The organism is Saccharibacillus sp. JS10, assembly GCF_024436065.1.
Lineage (GTDB): Bacteria > Bacillota > Bacilli > Paenibacillales > Paenibacillaceae > Saccharibacillus.
Map to the genome: position 1 here is coordinate 394,284 of NZ_JANFNS010000002.1, position 19,936 is coordinate 414,219.

Consider the following 19,936-nt stretch of genomic DNA (forward strand, 5'->3'; position numbering starts at 1 on the left):
TCCTTTTATATGAAACTTAGAATTTAAAAGTGTAAAATTATACGCCGCGTTTGTTGCCCCAGACCAGCGTATGAAGTTGCGGCAGCGCGCGAGCGTCTTTCAGGTCGGCAAGCTTCGACATTTGATCGATCAGCCATTCGTAGCGTTGCAGTAAAGACGACACATGATCGCTAGATTCATGCGACACTTGCGGATTTCCGGTTTGCAAAATAAACGGGACATCCGGGTAACGACGATGCACATCGCGTGCGTAAGTCAGATCGTTTTCATCGAAAATAACGATCTTGATACAGACGTCTCGGCGTCCCGGTGCGTCTTGTAACCGAGTCACAATATCATCCAAGATGTCAAAATCGGTATCCATACCGGAACTTGGCGGCTTCGGTGACAGTGTCACTTCATCAATACGAACTAGCCAATCTTGCCAGCGCGAACCTTGCGTCTCGACTGCGGTTCGGATGCCTTTTTCGTGGAGTTGTTGCGCTAGAAAAGCAAGCTGAGGAAGCAGCAGCGGGTTCCCGCCGGAAATCGTCACATGATCGAACGTGTCGCCGCCGATCTGCATCAATTCTTCAACAATCTCGTTTGCGGACAACATTCGGATTTCTTCTTTGGCGCTGCCGTCCCAAGTGAACTTGGAATCGCACCATGAGCAGCGATAATCGCAACCGGCAGTGCGAACGAACATCGTTTTGCGACCGATTGCCATGCCTTCGCCTTGAATCGTTGGGCCGAAGATTTCAAGCACAGGAATCGGACGGGCGATTGGGGGAGAAGTTGTTGCGGTCATTCTTCCATCCACTCCCGTCTAGCTTCGGCGTAAGAAGTCGGCGTCTCGAACAGACGAACAAACTCGGTACGTGCGCCGAAAGACGCGTATTCATCCGATTGGAGTGCTTGCTCCATCTGTTCATAGATCCAGACCACCATGTTTTCCGCTGTCGTATTCATAAGCGGCAATGTTTCATTCAGATAGCGATGATCCAAATACGTCTCGATCCGGCTTTTCCAAATCTGCTTGATATCGCCGAAGTCGACCGCAATACCGTTTGCTGCGGGAATCGCAGAGATGCCGAATACGACTTCATACGTGTGCCCGTGCAGATTTTTGCATTTGCCTTCGTAATCATGCAGATGATGAGCCGCATCGAACGTAAACGATTTGCTGACCATTACTCTTTTGCGATGATAACGAAGTTGTTCTTTTGTAATATCTTGTTCAAAAACTTGAAGCTGTTGCACGATATGAAAAGGTCCCGGCGTACGTTCACTCATACGGTTTCACTTCGATTCGCTAAATATTGATGCAGACCTGCACTTCTTAGTTGGCAAGCCGGGCATTCGCCGCAACCGTCGCCGATAACGCCGTTATAACAAGTCAGCGTACGCTCGCGTACAAATTCAAAAGCACCCAGTTGATCGGCGAGACCCCAAGTTTCTGCTTTGTCCAGCCACATGAGAGGGGTATGAATCACGAACGGATAATCCATCGCGAGGTTCAACGTGACGTCTAACGATTTGACAAAGGTATCGCGGCAATCTGGATAACCGCTGAAATCCGTCTCGCACACACCGGTTACGATATGACGTGCCCCGGATGTTTTGGCGAGAATCGCAGCAAAGCTCAAAAACAGCAGATTGCGTCCTTCGACGAACGTACTCGGCAGTTCGCCTTCTTCTTGCGTGATCGCAATATCGTCGCGAGTCAGCGCGTTCGGCGCAAGTTGATTGAGTAGACTCATATCGAGAATCGTATGCTTCACGTCTAATTCTTTGGCGATTGACGCTGCACATTCAATTTCCAGTTTGTGCCGTTGTCCGTAATCGAACGTGACCGCTTGCACTTCGGCAAACGTTTGTTTTGCCCAGAACAAGCAAGTCGTACTGTCTTGGCCGCCGCTAAATACAACGACCGCTTTTTCATTTTTTAACATGACAAAAAACCTCTTTCTTCTTCATAAGATGACGAAGGAAAGAAGTTCAGGAACTGATCGGTAAAAAACAAAGGTCGATTTTTGGACAGACTTGCCCCAAAAATCGGATCGCGTTCAAAAAAGCCAACCTTATACAACAGGCATACAAAAGTCGGTCAAGTCGCGATTAGTTTTTTATAGAGGGAGTTCTCGAACCTCTCCCGTACTTTGGCAGCACGGAGTCTCTTCGGATATAGCCAATATACGCTGCACGCAGCGAGCTATAGTATATCATACCTCCTTACGGCATGCGAGTTGAATAAAATAAAAACCCCGAATATTCGTTCGCAAAAAAGCGGTGTTCGTATTGAGGTGCGAACACCGCTATGATATGATTGCAGCAGTCAAAGCTTACATAATCGTGAGACGGCAACAACACGAAAGGACAACTAAAGATTATGATGGGAAAAGCTCATTTTATTATCGGAACGGGCGTATCCTTGTCGGTGTTGGCACTGACCGGAGCGCCTGTTACGCTGGGAGCGATCGCAATTGCAGGGATCAGTTCATTGCTTCCCGATATCGATCATCCGAACTCGATTCTCGTCACCCGCGCTTTGCCGGATCGGCTGCTGCGTATTTTACAATCGGCGATGTTGTTGATCGGAGCCGCTTTGTTGTTTTACGCGCCTGTCCCGCAGCCGTGGAACAGCGTACTTGCCGCAATTGCGGTCGTCGCGATGTTTTTACCCGAACAGGCGCTGCGCAAAGGTGCTTTTGTTCTGATTGGTCTAGCGATCATTATACTGGGCGAACATTATGCGCCGTGGAATCGGATGGGCGGAATTTTGTTGATCGTATTTTCACTGGCTCCCCACCGAGGGATTACGCATACGCTTTACGCGGTCGCGGCTTGGACTTTATTGCTTTACGGGCTAACCGGCTCGCATGGGCAATCGATCTGGTTGGCTGGCGGCTTAGGTTATAGCATACACTTGATCTGCGATTCGCTCACCAAAAACGGGATTCGTCCGCTTCCGCCGCTCAAATGGAAGCTTCGGTTCGCATTAATGACCACAGGCAAAAAATCCGGCAAACGAATCGAAAGGATCGGAATCTGGATTACGATTATTTTATGCGCCGCTGTATTTGGCATTTCGTTAATCGAGTACGGGGCGCGATTATATCTACAATGGACTTCTTAACAGGTAGGAGCGAGATTACGGATGAACAGAAAGTCGTTTTATTGGTTATGGTCGTCGCAGACGTTATCGAATGCCGCCGATATTTTATATGTCACGGCATTGACCGTACTCGTTCTTCAAGGCACAGAATCGGTTGTTTCGACTATTCTTGTGCCTTTTTTTCGTATATTTTCTCAAATTATTAGCGGTTTTTTAGCGCCTTTGATGCTGAGGAAATTCCGTTTGCAACGCCTGATGTTGGTTTCGCAAGGCGGTCAGTTGCTGTTTTTCGCGATATTGGCAACCTATTTGGTTCAATCAGACGGATTACCTTCGCTTGGGGTGGTATTTGGCTTGGTATTCATGATGTCTTTCTTAGACGGATGGACGACACCTGTGCGTAATGCGTTAGTACCAAGGTTGGTCGGAAAAGATTGGTTGATGCGAGCGAACGGATTGATCTCGGTCAGCGACCAGACGGTGCAATTTGCCGGTTGGGGTGTGAGCGGCGTACTGGTTGCTTTTCTAGGCGCTTCGCCCGTTATGTTGATCGTATTAGGGTTATACATCATTGCCTTTATCTTCACCGCATTGATTGTAGAGCCTGCCAAACGCAGTGTTCCGGAAGAAGCAATCTTGCCAGAGTCCGCGCAGACGAGACGTGAAGCGTTGCTTGAAGGTTGGAAAAAGATCGCGGTAAGCCCAAGATTACGTGCGCTAACGTTAATTGATTCGATTGATATGTTAGGCGGTTCAGTATGGGTAGGCGCATTCACACTGATCTTTGTTCAAGAAGCATTGGGACAAGGCGAAGAATGGTGGGGCTTTATCAATGCCTCTTATTTTGCAGGTGCGGTATTGGGCGGCTTGATGGTCGTCACGCTGGTCAAAAAGTTTCAACGCCGCCTGTTCGATTCGATGTTGGTTGGCATTTTGGGTTATGCAGGGCTGACTTTAGTGTATGCCCAGACAACCGTTCCGATCGCAGCGCTTTTCCTCGTATTGATCATGGGACCTTTTGCGGAATTATCGATGATCGCTCGTCGTACACTTATTCAGCAAAGCGCCAGCGAAGAAGATTTGCCGAAAGTTCTTTCCGCGCAAGCGACAGTGCTCAATATCATTTTCTGCGCATCGCTGCTCGGTATGGCAAAACTTGCGGAAAGTATCGGAATCGTGAATTTGTATCTCTATGCGGGCGGCATGTCCGTGCTTGCTTTTGTGATCGGGATTTTCGTAAGAAAGCATTTTACCAACAAATCCCTTTTAGAAAAGCCCCTATGATGATAAAGTGAACAACAACGATATCCTGCTTCGGCAGAGCGAGAGGGGTTCATTGTGAATGAGTATCGATCTACGTAAAAAAGCAGAAGAAAATCTAATCAATCTGTCCAAAACGGCGACCATTTCGTTGGATAAAAAAGGGCTAGGCAATCAGCGGGCGAAAGTCGCTTTGGCGCTCGATATCTCCGGCTCGATGACCGGGCTGTTTTCGAGTGGTCTTGTGCAACAAGTGTGCGAACGGACACTTGGGCTAGGCATGAATTTTGACGATAATGGAGCGGCAGACGTCTTTTTATTCGGGATCAAAGACTATGAAGTCGGCGAGATACAAAAAGATAACTTTTATGAATTTGTCAGCCGCGAAATCCGTCCGAACTATCCGCTAGAAAACGGGACAAACTATGCTGGCGTCATGCAGCGTATCGCGGATTTTTATTTCCCGGATGCGATGAGTGTCAAAAAAGGATTGTTTGGGCTTGGCCGCGGCAAAGTGACGGTAAAACCTACACGCGTCGAAGAGGAACCGGTTTACGTCATTTTCGTCACGGATGGCAACTGCTTTGATGCGGAGCGCGCTGCCGAAGTGGTACGTCAGACGTCCAAGCTCGGTATCTTTTGGCAGTTTGTTGGCGTTGGGCGCGAGCAATTCCAATTTCTGAAACGACTTGATGATTTGGACGGCCGTCTGATCGATAATGCGAACTTTTTCCAAGTGAATGATCTCAAAAAAATCTCCGACGAAGAACTGTATGATCGGCTGCTCGGCGAGTTCCCGGAATGGCTCAAAGCCGCAAAAGAGAAATCGCTGATTAAATAGAGTATACTGAGGTTACATCTGAGGCAAGTGACATCTAAGAAGAATCATTTCATGTTATCCAATTTGATCTAAAACGGAGGCGCATACGATGAGTTCGTTTCAAAGTTGGTTGAACAAAACAAAAACAGGTTTGCAAAATCAGGTAGGTCGCTTTAAAAATAAAGACTTTTTGGACGCAATTGTCGCGGGGTGCGCGGTTGTTTCTGTCGCTGACGGTACAATCGACGCCGAAGAAAAGCAAAAGATGGCAGGTTATATCGGACGCAGCGAGCAATTAAAAGCGTTTAATGTCAGCGAAGCAATCGAACGGTTTAATCATTTTGCCGGAAACATGGAATTCGACGTGATGGTCGGCAAGCAAGAAGCACTTCGTTCTATCGCTAAATTCAAGTCCAAGCCTGAAGAAGCTCGTTTGATCGTCGGTGTATGCTGCGCGATCGGAGCAGCTGACGGAGATTTCGATCCTCAAGAACAAGCAGCAGTACGCGAAATCTGTAATGTATTGAACTTACAAGCTAGCGAGTTTGGTCTGTAAAAAAAGATATTAGATTTACTGTATATATAGCATTAATGATGGAGGAAGAACCTCCGACTTGTCCGTTTTTCGGTCGGAGTCGGAGGTTTTTTTGTAACGAAAAAGAAATTTCGAAACCGATACGAAACTTCGCCGTATAGCTGTATTAGGCTGTGAGGCAAAGGATAAGCAAGCATCGATTGTCTGCAGCACGCAAAGTTGTTTTACCCCCGAAGAAGCAGTTATAATTTAAGTGTTCTTGAAACTCACTTTGCTTTTGAAGAAGCTTGAGATCAAGACGGCTTCTATCACACCATTCCGATAGGGAGGGCAATAGACAGCAATGACAATTTCTTTGGTGAAAGGTCAGAAAGTCGATCTGACAAAAGGGAACGCCGGCTTGTCGAAGATTACGGTCGGATTAGGCTGGGACCCAGCCGAAAGCGAAAGTCGCGGTTTATTCGGAATCAAGAAAAAATCAGCGAACATCGACTGTGATGCGTCGGTACTGATGCTGAGCGAACAAGGGAAGCTGACTAACGGCAAAAATGTCGTCTGCTTCCACAATCTTCAAAGCCCGAACGGTGCTGTCGTTCACGGCGGAGATAATTTGACCGGAGCGGGAGACGGAGACGACGAGCAGATTCATATCGATTTGTCGAACGTACCTGCCGATGTTCACCGGTTACTCGCAGTCGTCAATATTTACGATTGCGAAGCTCGCAAACAGCATTTCGGTATGATCCGTTCTGCATTCATTCGAGTATTTGAATCCGGTAACGGCCGCGAATTGATTCGCTTTAATCTGACGGACGATTACTCGGGTATGACCGCTCTCTTGGTTGGCGAGATTTATCGTCACAACGGCGAGTGGAAGTTCAGCGCAATCGGTGAAGGCGCACAAGCTCCGCACATCGATCTGCTTGCACGTCGTTACAGCTAAGCTTTGATTATTCCATCTTCATCCCAAAACCAAACGAAAGAAGGAATTTAACATGGCAATCAGCTTACAAAAAGGTCAAAAAGTCGATCTTACGAAAACAAATCCAGGTCTGAAAAAAGTTCTGATCGGTCTCGGTTGGGACACAAATAAATATGATGGCGGCGCAGACTTCGACCTTGACGCTTCGGCATTTTTGCTGGGCGGCAACGGTAAAGTAACCGCAGATACAGATTTCGTATTCTATAACAATCCAAAAAATGCGAACGGTTCGGTTGTACATACCGGCGACAACCGTACAGGCGAAGGCGAAGGCGACGATGAGCAATTGACTGTTGAACTCGCTAGCGTACCTGCTGAAGTTGAAAAAGTATCGTTTTGTATTACGATCCACGACGGTGCAGGCCGTTCGCAAAACTTCGGTCAAGTCTCGAATGCTTTTGTACGTATCGTCAATGAAGAAACAAACGAAGAATTGATCCGTTATGACCTCGGCGAAGACTTCTCGGTAGAGACGGCAATCGTAGTTGCTGAACTGTATCGTAATAACGGCGAATGGAAATTTAGCGCTGTAGGTAGCGGCTACCAAAATGGTCTGGAAGGTCTGGTTCGCGACTTTGGCCTGGCTGTATCTTAAGAAAGATAATCGTTCATATACGGGCTTCATGAAATAAAATCGAAGACCGTCTACCCAGACGGTCTTCGATTCATCTATATGCGTTTATATTTAGATATGAAGAAACGGAGGCAATACTCATGACAATTAGCTTATCTAAAGGACAACGAATCGACCTAACGAAAACAAATCCCGGCTTGCAAAAAGTTCTAATCGGCTTAGGTTGGGATACGAATAAGTATAGCGGCGGCGCTGATTATGATTTGGATGCTTCTGTATTTCTTCTTCACGAAGACGGACGCGCAAAAGGGATTGAAGACTTCGTATTCTATAACAACCCAAAAACGCCAAATGGCTCTGTTGTGCATACAGGCGATAACCGTACCGGCGAAGGAGAAGGCGATGATGAGCAAGTGATCGTAGACTTTTCGCTTGTTCCGGCAAATATCACACGTATCGGCATCACGGTTACGATTCACGATGCTGAAGCGCGCATGCAAAACTTCGGTCAAGTCTCGAACGCATTCGTTCGCGTTCTGGATGCGGAAGACAACCGTGAAGTGTTGCGTTATGACTTGGGCGAAGAATTTTCCGTCGAAACCGCGGTTGTCATCTGCGAATTGTATCGTCAAGGCGCGGATTGGAAATTCCAAGCGATCGGTTCCGGCTTTGCAGGCGGCCTGGCTGCACTGTGCAAAAACTACGGTCTTGACGCTCAATAATCCGGTCTAAATTCCGGATGATTAGTTAGAGAAAGCGAAAGGCGGAATTTTTTTGACGACTACGATTATTAGAGGGCAAAAAGCCGATCTGACGAAAACAAATCCTGGTCTTGACGGGATTGTCGTCGGAATGGGTTGGCAAGGAGCGCCGGGATTCGATATCGATTTCTCGGCGTTTTTGCTCGGCGTGGGTTCCAAAGCGACTGCCGACGAAGATTTGATCTTTTATGGGAACCCTGCTGGCGCGGGCGGTGCTGTACAGCTCCAGACCCAAAGCCGTAGTGCTTACGCCGGCGTAACCGATCAAGAACAAGTCAATATCACGCTAAGCCGTATTCCGGCTGCTTATGAACGGATTGCTTTTTCGCTGACTTTGCATGAAGGCGAGCAGCGTCGTCAAAGCTTCGCCGGTGTGAACGGCGTATATTTGCGTATCGTTGATTCCCGCGGCGGCTCGGAATTGGTTCGTTTTACGTTGGATAAAACATCCGGCGTCGAAACCGCGATTGTCGTCGGGGAACTGTATCGCTACAACGGTGAATGGAAGTTCAGCGCAGTCGGTAGCGGCTATACCGGCGGCTTGGCGGCGCTTTGCGGAAGTTTTGGGATCGAAGTGGAATCGGAACCGACTCCGCCAGCTCCTACGCCGCCAACCCCTGCTCCAAAGCCGACGCCGACACCTCCGCAGCCTTCACCGCCGAGTCAGCCGTTCAACCCGATCCCGGCGCAACCTCAAGCTGAGAATCCGGCGCCGCTGAATCTAGGTCGTCCGGGTCAGCAAGCGGGCGGTAATGCCAATCCGACGCCTCCGTCAACTGCTCCACAGCCTTCGGCGCCAAGTTTGCAAAAGATTGAATTGACGAAACGCGGCGAAAAGATCAGCTTGGAGAAAAAAGCGGGCAGCATGACGATCGGAGAAATTCTAATCAACTTGAACTGGAATCAACGTCAAGGAACCGGATTTTTTGGCAAAACTTCTGGCGTCGATCTAGATTTGGGTTGTTTGTTCGAATTGAAAGACGGCACAAAAGGGACAGTTCAAGCTCTCGGCAATGCTTTTGGATCGCTCAATCAAGCTCCTTATGTAATGCTGGATGGCGATGATCGCACGGGTACGAAAAGCGGCGGCGAAAATATGCGGATTAACGGTGCGCGGGTTCGCGATATTAAGCGAATTGTCGTGTATGCGTTTATCTATGAAGGTGCTGCAAACTGGGCACAAGCCGACGGTGTCGTCACGATCAAAGGCGGCGGTCCCGATATCATCGTTCGAATGGATGAGCATGGCAGCCGCAAAGGCATGTGCGCGATTGCTATGATTACGAACGTCGATGATCAGACCTTCAGCATTGAACGTCTGGTTGAGTATTTCTCCGGTCACCGCGAACTCGACAAAGCTTATAGCTGGGGTCTTCGCTGGACGACGGGGAGCAAATAAATTTCTAAAAAATCGATAACAAGCACGACGGTTCGATCCGTCCTGTTGATACGGTCTCTGCCCGCTTCTATGCCCGCAGTCTCCTAGCAGGCCGCCTCTGAACCGCCTTGAAGGAGAGAGTGGTCATGGCGGATTTTTTTCAGAGCTTTTTCGGTAATTTCGCTAATTATTTTCAGTGGGAACATGTCGGAGCGGTATTAAGTCAACCGGCGACTTGGGGCGTTATAGGTACGCTTGTTATTTTGGAAGGATTATTGTCTGCCGATAACGCGTTGGTACTTGCGGTCATGGTGCGGCATCTTCCAGCGAATCAGCGTAAAAAAGCTTTGTTTTACGGCATCATCGGAGCGTATTTATTCCGCTTCGTCGCGATTGGTGTCGGAACGTTTTTGGTCAAAATCACTTGGGTCAAAGTTGTGGGCGGGATCTATTTGCTTTGGATCGCGGCAAGCAATTTGTTCGGGCTTGAATTCCGTTGGCGTAAAGTCGGCGGAGTTCCACTACTGCCTACCATTGGACGCAAGTCTGAATCGGACGAAGAAACAGAAGACAAAGCCAAAAATTACGGATTTTGGCGTACGGTACTTGCTGTTGAACTCATGGATATTGCATTTAGTATCGATAGCGTGCTCGCGGCTTTCGGTCTAAGCCAAGAAGTCTGGGTACTGCTGCTAGGCGGCATGATCGGCGTCTTGATGATGCGGGGCGTCGCTCAATTGTTTCTCAAGCTGCTTGAGAAATTTCCGGAATTGGAACGTGCTGCTTTTATCTTAATTACGATTATTGGATTGAAGATGATTGTCGCGGCTTTGTTCGATTACGAATTGCCGCAATTTATCTTTTTCCCGCTTCTTATTGCTGTATTTGTCGGGACGATTGTGCTCAGTCTGGTTCGTCAGCGCAAAGTTCAACAATAAGAAAGCAAGCTAGACTTTTTAGCATTTGTTTTATGGATCTAAATAAGCGTGATCAGGGCTGCCGTGTGTTGAATGTTCGACACTCGGCAGTTTTGTAGCGCTAAATCATTTTAAGATAAGTCTATTCCTCCGCGTACATAGAAAGTCTTTCTTTTTGCACAATTTCTCGTCTTCATCAGGCATGGTTCATCACGATTGAGATTTTGATCCAACTAGATCGATTTTTTTTGTTTCGCGGAGTTTTTTAAATATGCCGCTTGTGGGAGGGGAACTTATGCGTTATTTCGATTATTTATCAGCAGAAGAGACAGAAAGAGTGTTCCACGTATCTCCCGCACCTTTTAGTAACCGGTCGGAGAAAGAAAAACTTGCTCATGCGATCGGAGCGGCTTTATATATGCCAGCGACTCGGACGACCATTGCCGAAGATTTGCGTTCAGGTAAGCACAAAGGATTAACCTCGATTGTGATCGATTTGGAAGATGCGGTCGGCGATCTGAAGGTCGAAGAAGCAGAAGCTTCGTTAATCGCGCAAGTTCATACCTTGGATCAATGGATCAAAGAAGGACAAATGGACGAAGAAAGTCTTCCGCTTATTTTTGTACGGATTCGGACCCCTGAACAAGCCGAGCATATGATGGAACAATTAGGCTGTGCGGTGCTTCGGTTGACCGGGTTCGTTTTTCCAAAATTCAATACGCAGACCGGAGATCGTTATCTTCAAATGCTGCGTCGATATAACGAGTCTAGACCTGAAGGTAGCCCGGTTTTGTATGGAATGCCCATTCTCGAAAGTTCCGATATTCTTTATCTAGAAACGCGGCTGGAAACGTTGCTTGGAATTAAGCAATTGCTGGATCGTTATCGAGAGTACATACTGAATGTTAGAATCGGAGCAACAGACTTTTCAAGTTTATTTGGGCTTCGCCGAAAACCGGATATGACGATCTATGATATTGGCGTGATTCGCGATTGTGTAACCGATATCGTGAATATTTTTGGACGTGCGAATCAAGGTTATGTGATCTCGGGGCCGGTGTGGGAATATTTTAAAAGTGACCGGGTTGTGAAGCCGCAACTGCGCGAGACTCCGTTTCTCGAAACGGCGGGGCCTGCAGGATTAAGGCTTCGGATGCAATATATCAATAAATATGTAGACGGTCTGATCCTTGAAGTCGAAATGGACAAAGAAAACGGCATTGTCGGCAAAACGATTATCCATCCGACGCATATTTGCCCGGTTCAAGCGTTATATACCGTTACACATGAAGAATATATGGATGCTGCACATATTCTTGCCAGCAGTGGAGGCGAGATTGGCGTAGTCAAAAGCGGTTACGATAACAAAATGAACGAGATCAAGCCTCACCTCAATTGGGCACGGCGTATGATGATTCGTTCGGAAATTTATGGGGTGCTGAATGAGAACCAAAACTTCACTGCATTACTCGTCAACTAACGACGAATATATCTATGAAATGCCGGAAGGTTTGACGGTAAAAGTGAAATTAAATCAAAATCCGTTTCACTTACATCCTGACGATTTGTTCCAAATGGCAGCTCGGATTAACAAAAAGCGTAGCTTTCTATTTGTCAGCCGGATTCTGGGCAAACATATTCCGGTCGATCCTTATAAATCGCTACTCGGCGGGGCGGCTCTGGCTTTGTTGTGGCAACAACAGCATCATGTTCAAGCTACGTACCTCGAAGCTACGCAAGATCGAGAAGGCGTAGAACTGTTTAGTGTAGAAGATGTATGCGAAGCGCTGCGTAGCGATAAAACAGAAGCTTCCGAGTTATACCGAAGATTGCAAACGTATAAGTTACACACCGAAGAACCTGCGCTATTTATCGCTTTTGCGGAAACGGCGACGGCATTGGGGCACGCGATGTATGACTGCTTTACGGGAGATACACGTTTTTTGCATACTACCCGCGAAGAATTGATCGGACGAGAGCCGGTGCTGCGTTTTGAAGAAGAACATTCGCATGCGACGGATCATCGCTGTTATGCACGGGATGCTTCGTTTTTTGCCGGAGAAGACACGGTAGTATTGGTGGATGACGAAGTGACGACAGGCAACACGGCGCTGAATATTATTCGCGATCTACAAAGTAAATATCCGCGTCGCCAGTATGTGGTAGCGAGTCTACTGGATTGGCGCAGCGCGGCAGATCGAGAACGTTTTGCACAGCTGGAACAAGAATTGAATATTTCGATCAAAACGATTGCGCTCATCGAAGGCGAGATTGACGTACAAGGCGGCTCGATTGAAAAGTTACCGCATACGGAGCTTGATCGACTTATCTCGGAAGATATGCGGATTATTCATCATGATGTATCGCAATTTTTCACGCATTTGGATGCCGTATCTTCGGATTCTGCGGGAGTGACATCAGAGTGCCCGTATTTGGAATGGACAGGGCGCTTCGGGATGTACGAGAATGATAATTCGAAGTTGGATAACCAAGTGCAGCAAGCTTCCCAGTACCTGAAAGAGCAGCGTCTTGGAACACGGTCATTATGTATGGGAACCGGCGAATTTATGTACGTGCCGATGCGATTTGCCGCAGAAATGGGAGAAGGCATTCGCTATCAGTCGAGTACGCGCAGCCCGATTCATGTATTGGATGAAGAACAATACGCCGTGCGTAGCGGCTTCCCGCATACTTCGCCGAATGATCCGGGGGTTGCGAACTTCTTTTATAATGTACCGGAAGGGCAATACGATGAAATTTTTGTCTTTTTGGAGCGTCAAGTGCAAGAAGTGAATTTGGAACCTTTATACCGCGCATTGAAGCAAAGTGGCGTATCGATTGTTCATCTGGTTGTCGCAAGCGTAGAATCAAAGAATACTCAGGGATCGGGAGGAACTTCGCATGTCTAATCCGTTAACGTCTAAAGTGCTTCCTGTACCGCAACGTCTCGGCAGTTATAGCCCGGATGACGTTGTTTTTCTGCTTAAAGATTTGAGCGATGCCAAGCTTGAACGTCCAACCGAAGACCGGGAAGAAGCGATTCAAGGCGGCACCCATTACTCCGAAATGCTTCCCGTGGAATACAAACCGACTCCCGAATACTTGAAGCTTTTTCATGAGACGTTAGAAGCGACAGCGCGTAAAGTCGCGCGGGATGCAGGCATTGTCTCGGAACGATTGGCTGCGCGTCACGGTACAGATTTCGTATTGGCTTCATTGGCGCGTGCAGGTACACCGATCGGGATTTTGATTAAAAGATATTTCCGAGCGGTCTACGGCGCAGAACTTCCTCATTACAGCATTTCGATTATTCGCGGCAAAGGCATTGACGAAAATGCGGTGCTCTATATGCTGCGCGAACATCCGAACCGTCGTATTCAATTCGTCGATGGCTGGACAGGCAAAGGCGCGATTCGAAACGTATTGGCGGAAGCAAAAGAAACCATACATAACAAATATGGCATCGAACTCGATGACGATCTAGCAGTGCTTGCCGATCCGGGTCGTTGCTCCGAAACGTTCGGGACGCGCGAAGATTTTCTGATTCCGAGTGCTTGCCTGAATTCGACGGTCTCAGGGCTGATGAGCCGGACGGTATTGCGGGACGATCTGATTGGACCGGATGATTTCCACGGAGCCAAATATTATCAGGAATGGTTAGAGGACGATGTATCGAATCTATTCGTGGATCGGGTATGCCAATACTTCGCAGAAATTCAGCAAGAAGCGAAAGCCGAAGCAGAGCGATTAGAGAATTTACCGGAAGCGAATAGGTCCACTTGGCAAGGAATGAAAGATATTGCGCGTATTCAGCAAGATTACGGGATCGCTGATGTGAACTTGGTTAAACCGGGTGTCGGCGAGACGACGCGAGTTTTATTAAGGCGCGTACCGTGGAAGATTCTTGTGGACGATCTGAACAATCCGAATCTTCGCCATATTTTGCTGCTTGCTCAAGATCGCGGCGTTCCGGTCGAAGTGTATCCGGGGCTTACTTATTCGTGCTGCGGGATCATCAAGCCGCTTAGCGGAGGTCAATCATGATTTTTGCGAGTGATCTGGATCGGACGTTGATTTATTCCAAAAAAGCGATCGGCGATTCTTTCGTAGAAGCGGAAGTCATTCCTGTTGAGCTGTATCAAGGGGAGCATATTTCGTTCATGTCCCCGGCAAGTTCGAAATTGCTGGTTGAATTGTCGAAGACGACTTTGTTTGTTCCGGTGACAACGCGTACGATTGAGCAATATGAACGTATTTTTTATATCCGGGAAATTTTCCGGCCCAAGTATGCGGTGACCAGCAATGGAGGCAATGTACTAATCGACGGCGTGCCTGATCCCGATTGGAAAAAGCATGTAGATGAACAGTTACGCTCCAGCGAAGATGCGGCAAAAGTAATCGAAGCTTTCGATAACATTTCTTCACCGGAGTGGGTCAAGTCGTATCGTCATTCGGACAATTTGTTTTATTCGATTATTTTGGAACGGGAGAAGATGCCGCTGGATGTGGTTGAAGATTTCCGTAAAGAATTGGCAAAGATGCGCTGGAATTTGTCGGTACAAGGGCGCAAAATGTACCTCGTACCCGATGGCGTAAATAAAGGCGAAGGTCTACTGCATGTCAAAGCTTTGGCAGGTGCTTCACGCATCGCGGCATCCGGAGATTCGCTGCTTGATGAAAGTCTGCTAAAAGCCGCGGATTATGCGATCGTACCTCGGCACGGCGAAATTTATGCGGCGCATCAGCAATCGGGCTTATACACCTTCACAGATCGCGACGGAATTCATGCTGCCGAAGATCTGATTGTGAAAATTTCGGAGTGGTTCCAAGATCCTAAATTCAACTCCGGCGAAACGAATTCGTCTTTTCACGCGTAGTACAACGTAATCTGAATAAGCCAAGAAGTCCCCAATCGCTGAAAAAGGAAGATGACAATGAGAAAAATATGGATGAACCGCTGGTTTTCGGTTGCTTATCATTATGTGAAATTGATTCGTGACAACGAAAACGGCGAGCCTTTTACTTTTTACGGAACGCATCCGAATATCGATCATGTATCGCTTGCGGCAAGTGACGTCAAAGAAGTGGAACCGGAAGTGGAAGGCGAAGCATATATCGCATTTTGCTTGGACTTTTGCCAAAGACATGGAATCGATCTGTTTATTCCGAGGTTACATATGGAATTGATCGCGCAGCATCTTCGCCGTTTTGAAGAGATCGGTACGAAAGTGATGGTGTGCGGCGATCTGGAACTGCTGCAAAATATGATGAACAAAGAAAAGTTTTATCGTTCATTGGAAGGCAAAGGAATCGTCGAAATTCCGAATTACCGAGTCGTGCAAACTGCCGATGAATTTGCAAAAGCGTATCAAGAGTTAACGGAAGCCGGAGAGCGTGTCTGCTTTAAACCAACCGAAGCTGAAGGCGGGATGGGCTTCCGAATTTTAAAAAAAGACAGCGATCCGCTGACCGACTTATACGGTTGGGTAACGCTGGAAACGACGTACGAAGAAGCGCACCGTACATTGTCATCTGTAGAACGTTTTGAAGATCTGATGGTGATGGAACTGCTTGAAGGCGATGAATACAGCATCGATTGTTTGGCGGATGCAGAAGGCAACCTGCTTGCGGCGGTACCTCGGCTTAAATCGGAAGGACGCGTCTATCATTTGGAGTATTCGAAAGAATTACTTGAGATCTCAGAGCGTATCGCGGAAAATTGCCGGATTCCCTATGCTTTTAATGTTCAGGTGAAGTACAATAAAGGTGTTCCGAAGCTGCTGGAAATTAATCCGCGCATGTCCGGAGGGCTGTATATCACCTGTCTGTCGGGTGTGAATTTCCCGTATTTAGCCGTTAAATCCGCATTCGGCGAAGTATTCCCTAAGCCGAACCCGAAATTTGGAATCAAAGCAAGTTACGTGGAGCAAGCCGTAACGCTCAGTTTCACAGAGAGCGAAGCTTAAACGCCCTTAATCCAATGGGTCTTGGGCGGTCTGTTCGATTCTGCTATCAAGCTGGAGGTGTGTAAGGCATGATCGATTATATCAAACGCTACGGTCTGGCAATTACCGCCTTTATTGCGGGATATGCTGTTACGATTGCCGGACAAGAATTTTTGCCTATATATGTGTCGGCGCTGATCCCCGGTGGTGCCGTGCTGCTCAGTATCGGAGCTTTTAAAAAACGCAAAAAAACGCCGACGCCAATCGATGTATCTCCACAGTCTCAGCCTCAACCCGAAGTTCTTCCGCCTAGCGGAAGACGTACCGGTATTCCGGCTGTCGATGCGGCGGTTGAACGTCGTTTGCGAGAAGAACAAGCCGCCGAGCGTGAGCAAGCTACCGCAGCGGCAGCCAATCCGCCGAAACCGGCTCAGCCGCCCGCGGAACCTGATGAAATGTGGGACCCGGTGCATGAGTATATCTCGGTCATCGAAGAGTTGATCATTTCGGAAGGACAAAAAAATTCGCTGGATGACGAAATCGTGGAAAAAACGATGTCGCTGCTGGCACGGATTTCGCGTCTGATCCCTCAACTGAAAGAATTAAATGACAGCAAAGTCAATCACAATATTCAGCGCCTGGTATTCAAAGATCTGAATGGAGCGATCAATCCGTTTTTAAAACTTAGCGGCGAAGCGAAACGCAAAAACCGACGGTTACTACTCGACGGAATCAAAGACATCAATTCTCGGTTATCCCTCTATGTAGAAACGATTGAGCATCGCGATTTGATTGAGCTTCAAAGTCGAATCGATCTCATTCAACAGCGTTATCGTACTTCCGATTAACTCTGAACGAAATCTAATCTGATCTCAAGGAGGAATTTTTAATGTCGATGAATCTCGCAGTAGATTTGAAAAAAGATGATGTGCAAAAGGTAGAACAAGAAGCTAGACAGGTGATTCAGAAAGTAGCAAATACCGATAATCTTCAACTCGATGAGTTGATGGATCAGATTGGCAGAATGGGTCAACGTACGATGGAAAAAGCCGGGCAATCGCTGGAAATGCTTCAGCGTCCGGTGAACGATATGGTATCGGGCAAACGTTCGGAAGTCGGCAACAATATCATGCGTCTGCGTACCGAAATCGATTCGCTGAGCAAAAGTAAACAACTGGGTCTATTTGATAAATTGTTGCGCAAAACCCCGCTGAAAAATTACGTCTACAAATATCAATCGGTCAAAACAAACGTGGATGCGATTGTCGTTTCGCTGCGTAACGGCAAAGATACGCTCGAAGAAAATATGGCGTATATGCGCAATCTCAAACGGACTTCGATTGAAGAAGTATACAATCTGCAAATGCGGATCGCGATGGGCAATCAGTTGAAAGCACTGTTCGAAGAAGAAATCGCAAAGCCGGAAAATGCGAATCGCAAAACAACGCTGGAACGCGGTCTGCGTAAAGTCGTGACGCGCATTCAATCGTTTACGGAAATGATTATGTTGTATCAACAAGCGATTGCCGGTACGGACATCATCAATGACAATAATGACAAATTGATTGATTCGGTCGATGCGACGATTGATAAAACGCAGCATTTGATTACGGTCTCGGCAATGATCGCAATGGCGCTGCAAGATCAAATGGAAACGATCGAAGCGGTAAATACAGCGAATCAGACGCTGCAAAATATGTTCGAAGAAAACTCGCGGATGCTCAAAGAAACGACGCAAAAAACAAACGATCTGCTGGGCAAACCCGCAATGCAGCTTGAAGCCGTTGAACGTGCGATGGGCGATCTGTTCAGCGCGATGGATCTGTATGAGCAATCGAACCGGAGCATTATCCAATCTGCGACCGAGCAGACAGGCCGTATGACCGAAATTAACAAAAAGATGAATGACCGCCTCGGTCTGATGCAAAGCGGCGGAGGAAGCGAACCTGCTCGCGTAACGGCTGGGCAACAAAACGAATCCAAGCAATTACAGTCGATCTCGAACTTACTCGATTAATACACATAGAAAAGGGGGACTTATACGATGAATATCAAAGTCCTGAATGCGCGTATGGAGCGCAGAGAAGATAAAAGCTATATCGGTAAAGTGGAAGCGGAAGTCGAAGGGCATAAAGAGCCTTATGAGCTGACGATCTATAGCAAAAGCGGAGACGCTTGGGAATACAGTCTGCATTTCTTGCAGCAGCCAGGACCGGAAGAAGAAATTTTGGCGTTCGAAGAACATATCGAAAACGACGATGAAGCTTTTGATATCATGGTCGACGCAGCTTGGGACTCGATGGAGCAACAATAATTTTAATTTAATGATAAAAAGCCACTTCACCGCATCCAACGGTGAAGTGGCTTTTTGCTATAGCTATGCAAACTTATTTGATAAAAATATTCCCGAATGGGATCGCTTCACGTAAAATCCGTTTCACCAATCCATCGTCTTCCATATGTTCACGTATTTCTTGACTACGCGTACCGCCCGCTTGAAGGAGTACATGACCGCGCCCGGTCATTTTCCAATGATAATTCATATGCTGGCTCGCGAGGTGATTGCCGTATACCGCAAGATCGAGCTTCGCGTTTTCCGGATACGCCAAAATACTGCCGGCATTCACGAAGAGAGGTTCTTTTTCATGCAGCTCGGCTTTGAACACGGTGCCTTGCGTCATAATTCCGATCTGACCTTCGCCGGAAAATTTCATTTTAATCGCGTCTTGCGTAATCAGCATATTTTTTAGTTTTAAAATGCGGCTTTTCATCTCGACGCCTTCGGTATAGAAAAACAATTGGCGGAAATCATATAGCATATCGCTGCCGCCCGATAAATCAAGTACTTGTAGACCGAAGCCTGCCGGAAGCACTGCTGTAAATGTACAATGACCTTCGAAATCGGCACGGATCAGTTTGCGCTTACGCATCATACGGCTGATTTCGAGCAGACGATCGCTACGACCGCGAGGATTGCCGCGATAAGACATCACTTGCTGGGGATGCAGCACATGTACTTTATCTGCAAGATCAAGCTCAAAGGTATAAGCCTGAGCGCCAAATGAATCGCCCGATTGTTCATGGATAATATTCATAGATGCCCTCCGTTCAACGTCTGCCGCGTAAGCCTAGACGAAGAACGCGGATAAATAAGAAGTAACCGACAAATAGACCGATCAAAACAAAAATAGTAATTTTCATGATATTTGCACTGCGGTCTCGTTCTTGTTGAGCCTCATTAAGTAAAGCAACGGTCTGTTGAAGTTGTTGGTTTTGCTGATCAAGCCGTTTGTTTTGTTCGTTGAGTTGGGTGACTTGATCGCGGTACGTTTCCATATCGCTGCGGTAACTTTGAATATCGGCTTTGGCATCTTCCAATTGATTCACCGTTTCTTCGTAACTTTGGCGTAGTTGATTAACTTCGCTTGGGAGCGCACCGAACATTTCAAGCCCGTTAACAAAGTTGTCGAACGGTTCCCAAGCATGGGCTTGGCGCGCTGTAGGAAGCAGGAGAAGACCAATGAATAAAAAGGCAGACAGGCATTTGGACAAGGTGGAAAAAAAGTTGGGTTTCATCGTGAACGTTCACCTCGGTTTTTGGTAGATAAGAAGACAGCCTGCGCTGGAATCTGTGAGCTGCGAAGTTGCGAAAATGTTTGAAAAGCGA

General features: G+C 47.3%; 22 protein-coding genes and 1 riboswitch. Of the genes, 17 read left to right on the forward strand and 5 right to left on the reverse strand.

Annotated features, from left to right (window positions below):
* Nucleotides 1-37: 37 nt before the first annotated feature.
* From queE to queC, 3 genes are read right to left on the reverse strand one after another with little or no spacing between them, the layout of a single operon-like run.
* Nucleotides 38-790 carry a 7-carboxy-7-deazaguanine synthase QueE gene (queE, locus tag NOM90_RS07200; protein ID WP_255941008.1) on the reverse strand — a complete coding sequence of 251 codons (753 nt, stop codon included), beginning with the start codon at nt 788-790 and terminating at the stop codon, nt 38-40.
* Nucleotides 787-1,275, reverse strand: coding sequence for a 6-carboxytetrahydropterin synthase QueD (gene queD, locus NOM90_RS07205; RefSeq protein WP_255941009.1), 489 nt, complete (start codon nt 1,273-1,275; stop codon nt 787-789). Before queD ends, queE begins: the two co-directional genes overlap by 4 nt.
* The gene (queC, locus tag NOM90_RS07210; RefSeq protein ID WP_255941010.1) at nt 1,272-1,934 is read right to left on the reverse strand and encodes a 7-cyano-7-deazaguanine synthase QueC; all 663 of its coding nucleotides are present in this window, start codon (nt 1,932-1,934) and stop codon (nt 1,272-1,274) included. The genes queD and queC overlap by 4 nt, the downstream gene beginning before the upstream one ends.
* A 160-nt stretch (nt 1,935-2,094) precedes the next feature.
* A riboswitch (PreQ1 riboswitch) is annotated at nt 2,095-2,138 on the reverse strand.
* 233 nt (nt 2,139-2,371) lie between these two features.
* Here queC and NOM90_RS07215 point away from each other — a divergent pair.
* The 17 genes from NOM90_RS07215 to NOM90_RS07295 all read left to right on the forward strand — a co-directional run bounded on the left by NOM90_RS07215 (nt 2,372) and on the right by NOM90_RS07295 (nt 18,583).
* A complete protein-coding gene (locus NOM90_RS07215) occupies nt 2,372-3,118 on the forward strand; it encodes a metal-dependent hydrolase (protein ID WP_255941011.1) in 747 nt (248 codons plus the stop codon).
* 21 nt (nt 3,119-3,139) lie between these two features.
* A complete protein-coding gene (locus tag NOM90_RS07220; protein ID WP_255941012.1) occupies nt 3,140-4,381 on the forward strand; it encodes an MFS transporter in 1,242 nt (413 codons plus the stop codon).
* A 58-nt stretch (nt 4,382-4,439) separates the two neighbouring features.
* Nucleotides 4,440-5,198 (forward strand): VWA domain-containing protein, encoded by a 759-nt coding sequence (locus tag NOM90_RS07225; RefSeq protein WP_255941013.1) that lies wholly within the window; start codon nt 4,440-4,442, stop codon nt 5,196-5,198.
* Nucleotides 5,199-5,286: 88 nt separating this feature from the next.
* The gene (locus tag NOM90_RS07230) at nt 5,287-5,733 is read left to right on the forward strand and encodes a tellurite resistance TerB family protein (protein ID WP_255941014.1); all 447 of its coding nucleotides are present in this window, start codon (nt 5,287-5,289) and stop codon (nt 5,731-5,733) included.
* Between the two features lie 322 nt (nt 5,734-6,055).
* Nucleotides 6,056-6,655 carry a TerD family protein gene (locus NOM90_RS07235; RefSeq protein WP_255941015.1) on the forward strand — a complete coding sequence of 200 codons (600 nt, stop codon included), beginning with the start codon at nt 6,056-6,058 and terminating at the stop codon, nt 6,653-6,655.
* A gap of 52 nt (nt 6,656-6,707) precedes the next feature.
* Nucleotides 6,708-7,289 carry a TerD family protein gene (locus NOM90_RS07240; protein ID WP_255941017.1) on the forward strand — a complete coding sequence of 194 codons (582 nt, stop codon included), beginning with the start codon at nt 6,708-6,710 and terminating at the stop codon, nt 7,287-7,289.
* A 119-nt stretch (nt 7,290-7,408) separates the two neighbouring features.
* Nucleotides 7,409-7,990, forward strand: a complete 582-nt coding sequence (locus NOM90_RS07245) for a TerD family protein (protein ID WP_255941018.1) — start codon at nt 7,409-7,411, stop codon at nt 7,988-7,990.
* A 52-nt stretch (nt 7,991-8,042) separates the two neighbouring features.
* Nucleotides 8,043-9,428: a TerD family protein gene (locus NOM90_RS07250; RefSeq protein ID WP_255941019.1), complete on the forward strand. Its 1,386-nt coding sequence runs from the start codon at nt 8,043-8,045 to the stop codon at nt 9,426-9,428.
* Nucleotides 9,429-9,553: 125 nt separating this feature from the next.
* Nucleotides 9,554-10,345 (forward strand): TerC family protein, encoded by a 792-nt coding sequence (locus NOM90_RS07255; RefSeq protein WP_255941021.1) that lies wholly within the window; start codon nt 9,554-9,556, stop codon nt 10,343-10,345.
* 274 nt (nt 10,346-10,619) lie between these two features.
* Nucleotides 10,620-11,804: an HpcH/HpaI aldolase/citrate lyase family protein gene (locus tag NOM90_RS07260; RefSeq protein ID WP_255941022.1), complete on the forward strand. Its 1,185-nt coding sequence runs from the start codon at nt 10,620-10,622 to the stop codon at nt 11,802-11,804.
* Nucleotides 11,767-13,233 carry a phosphoribosyltransferase family protein gene (locus tag NOM90_RS07265; protein ID WP_255941023.1) on the forward strand — a complete coding sequence of 489 codons (1,467 nt, stop codon included), beginning with the start codon at nt 11,767-11,769 and terminating at the stop codon, nt 13,231-13,233. Before NOM90_RS07260 ends, NOM90_RS07265 begins: the two co-directional genes overlap by 38 nt.
* On the forward strand, nt 13,226-14,368 hold the full coding sequence (locus tag NOM90_RS07270) for a cysteine protease StiP family protein (protein ID WP_255941024.1): 1,143 nt from the start codon (nt 13,226-13,228) through the stop codon (nt 14,366-14,368). The genes NOM90_RS07265 and NOM90_RS07270 overlap by 8 nt, the downstream gene beginning before the upstream one ends.
* The gene (locus NOM90_RS07275; RefSeq protein ID WP_255941025.1) at nt 14,365-15,201 is read left to right on the forward strand and encodes an HAD family hydrolase; all 837 of its coding nucleotides are present in this window, start codon (nt 14,365-14,367) and stop codon (nt 15,199-15,201) included. The genes NOM90_RS07270 and NOM90_RS07275 overlap by 4 nt, the downstream gene beginning before the upstream one ends.
* 51 nt (nt 15,202-15,252) lie before the next feature.
* Entirely contained in the window at nt 15,253-16,290 is a 1,038-nt protein-coding gene (locus NOM90_RS07280; protein WP_255941026.1) for an ATP-grasp domain-containing protein, read from the forward strand.
* A gap of 68 nt (nt 16,291-16,358) precedes the next feature.
* Nucleotides 16,359-17,117 (forward strand): hypothetical protein, encoded by a 759-nt coding sequence (locus NOM90_RS07285; protein WP_255941027.1) that lies wholly within the window; start codon nt 16,359-16,361, stop codon nt 17,115-17,117.
* 41 nt (nt 17,118-17,158) lie between these two features.
* Nucleotides 17,159-18,286 (forward strand): toxic anion resistance protein, encoded by a 1,128-nt coding sequence (locus tag NOM90_RS07290; RefSeq protein WP_255941029.1) that lies wholly within the window; start codon nt 17,159-17,161, stop codon nt 18,284-18,286.
* A gap of 27 nt (nt 18,287-18,313) precedes the next feature.
* Entirely contained in the window at nt 18,314-18,583 is a 270-nt protein-coding gene (locus NOM90_RS07295; RefSeq protein ID WP_255941031.1) for a hypothetical protein, read from the forward strand.
* Between the two features lie 73 nt (nt 18,584-18,656).
* Here NOM90_RS07295 and NOM90_RS07300 read toward each other — a convergent pair whose 3' ends face one another.
* Together NOM90_RS07300 and NOM90_RS07305 are read right to left on the reverse strand one after the other, a co-directional pair.
* Nucleotides 18,657-19,364, reverse strand: a complete 708-nt coding sequence (locus NOM90_RS07300) for an AIM24 family protein (RefSeq protein ID WP_255941032.1) — start codon at nt 19,362-19,364, stop codon at nt 18,657-18,659.
* 13 nt (nt 19,365-19,377) lie between these two features.
* Nucleotides 19,378-19,845, reverse strand: a complete 468-nt coding sequence (locus NOM90_RS07305) for a hypothetical protein (RefSeq protein ID WP_255941033.1) — start codon at nt 19,843-19,845, stop codon at nt 19,378-19,380.
* Nucleotides 19,846-19,936: the final 91 nt, after the last annotated feature.

Bases quoted from the DNA above. Each gene is read 5' to 3' on its own strand.
- queC (WP_255941010.1), bottom strand. From the start codon at position 1,934: ATGTTAAAAAATGAAAAAGCGGTCGTTGTATTTAGCGGCGGCCAAGAC.
- NOM90_RS07280 (WP_255941026.1), top strand. From the start codon at position 15,253: ATGACAATGAGAAAAATATGGATGAACCGCTGGTTTTCGGTTGCTTAT.
- NOM90_RS07220 (WP_255941012.1), top strand. From the start codon at position 3,140: ATGAACAGAAAGTCGTTTTATTGGTTATGGTCGTCGCAGACGTTATCG.
- NOM90_RS07270 (WP_255941024.1), top strand. From the start codon at position 13,226: ATGTCTAATCCGTTAACGTCTAAAGTGCTTCCTGTACCGCAACGTCTC.
- NOM90_RS07230 (WP_255941014.1), top strand. From the start codon at position 5,287: ATGAGTTCGTTTCAAAGTTGGTTGAACAAAACAAAAACAGGTTTGCAA.
- NOM90_RS07300 (WP_255941032.1), bottom strand. From the start codon at position 19,364: ATGAATATTATCCATGAACAATCGGGCGATTCATTTGGCGCTCAGGCT.
- NOM90_RS07240 (WP_255941017.1), top strand. From the start codon at position 6,708: ATGGCAATCAGCTTACAAAAAGGTCAAAAAGTCGATCTTACGAAAACA.
- NOM90_RS07290 (WP_255941029.1), top strand. From the start codon at position 17,159: ATGTCGATGAATCTCGCAGTAGATTTGAAAAAAGATGATGTGCAAAAG.
- NOM90_RS07260 (WP_255941022.1), top strand. From the start codon at position 10,620: ATGCGTTATTTCGATTATTTATCAGCAGAAGAGACAGAAAGAGTGTTC.
- NOM90_RS07245 (WP_255941018.1), top strand. From the start codon at position 7,409: ATGACAATTAGCTTATCTAAAGGACAACGAATCGACCTAACGAAAACA.
- queE (WP_255941008.1), bottom strand. From the start codon at position 790: ATGACCGCAACAACTTCTCCCCCAATCGCCCGTCCGATTCCTGTGCTT.
- NOM90_RS07275 (WP_255941025.1), top strand. From the start codon at position 14,365: ATGATTTTTGCGAGTGATCTGGATCGGACGTTGATTTATTCCAAAAAA.
- NOM90_RS07295 (WP_255941031.1), top strand. From the start codon at position 18,314: ATGAATATCAAAGTCCTGAATGCGCGTATGGAGCGCAGAGAAGATAAA.
- queD (WP_255941009.1), bottom strand. From the start codon at position 1,275: ATGAGTGAACGTACGCCGGGACCTTTTCATATCGTGCAACAGCTTCAA.
- NOM90_RS07285 (WP_255941027.1), top strand. From the start codon at position 16,359: ATGATCGATTATATCAAACGCTACGGTCTGGCAATTACCGCCTTTATT.
- NOM90_RS07225 (WP_255941013.1), top strand. From the start codon at position 4,440: ATGAGTATCGATCTACGTAAAAAAGCAGAAGAAAATCTAATCAATCTG.
- NOM90_RS07255 (WP_255941021.1), top strand. From the start codon at position 9,554: ATGGCGGATTTTTTTCAGAGCTTTTTCGGTAATTTCGCTAATTATTTT.
- NOM90_RS07265 (WP_255941023.1), top strand. From the start codon at position 11,767: ATGAGAACCAAAACTTCACTGCATTACTCGTCAACTAACGACGAATAT.
- NOM90_RS07305 (WP_255941033.1), bottom strand. From the start codon at position 19,845: ATGAAACCCAACTTTTTTTCCACCTTGTCCAAATGCCTGTCTGCCTTT.
- NOM90_RS07215 (WP_255941011.1), top strand. From the start codon at position 2,372: ATGATGGGAAAAGCTCATTTTATTATCGGAACGGGCGTATCCTTGTCG.
- NOM90_RS07235 (WP_255941015.1), top strand. From the start codon at position 6,056: ATGACAATTTCTTTGGTGAAAGGTCAGAAAGTCGATCTGACAAAAGGG.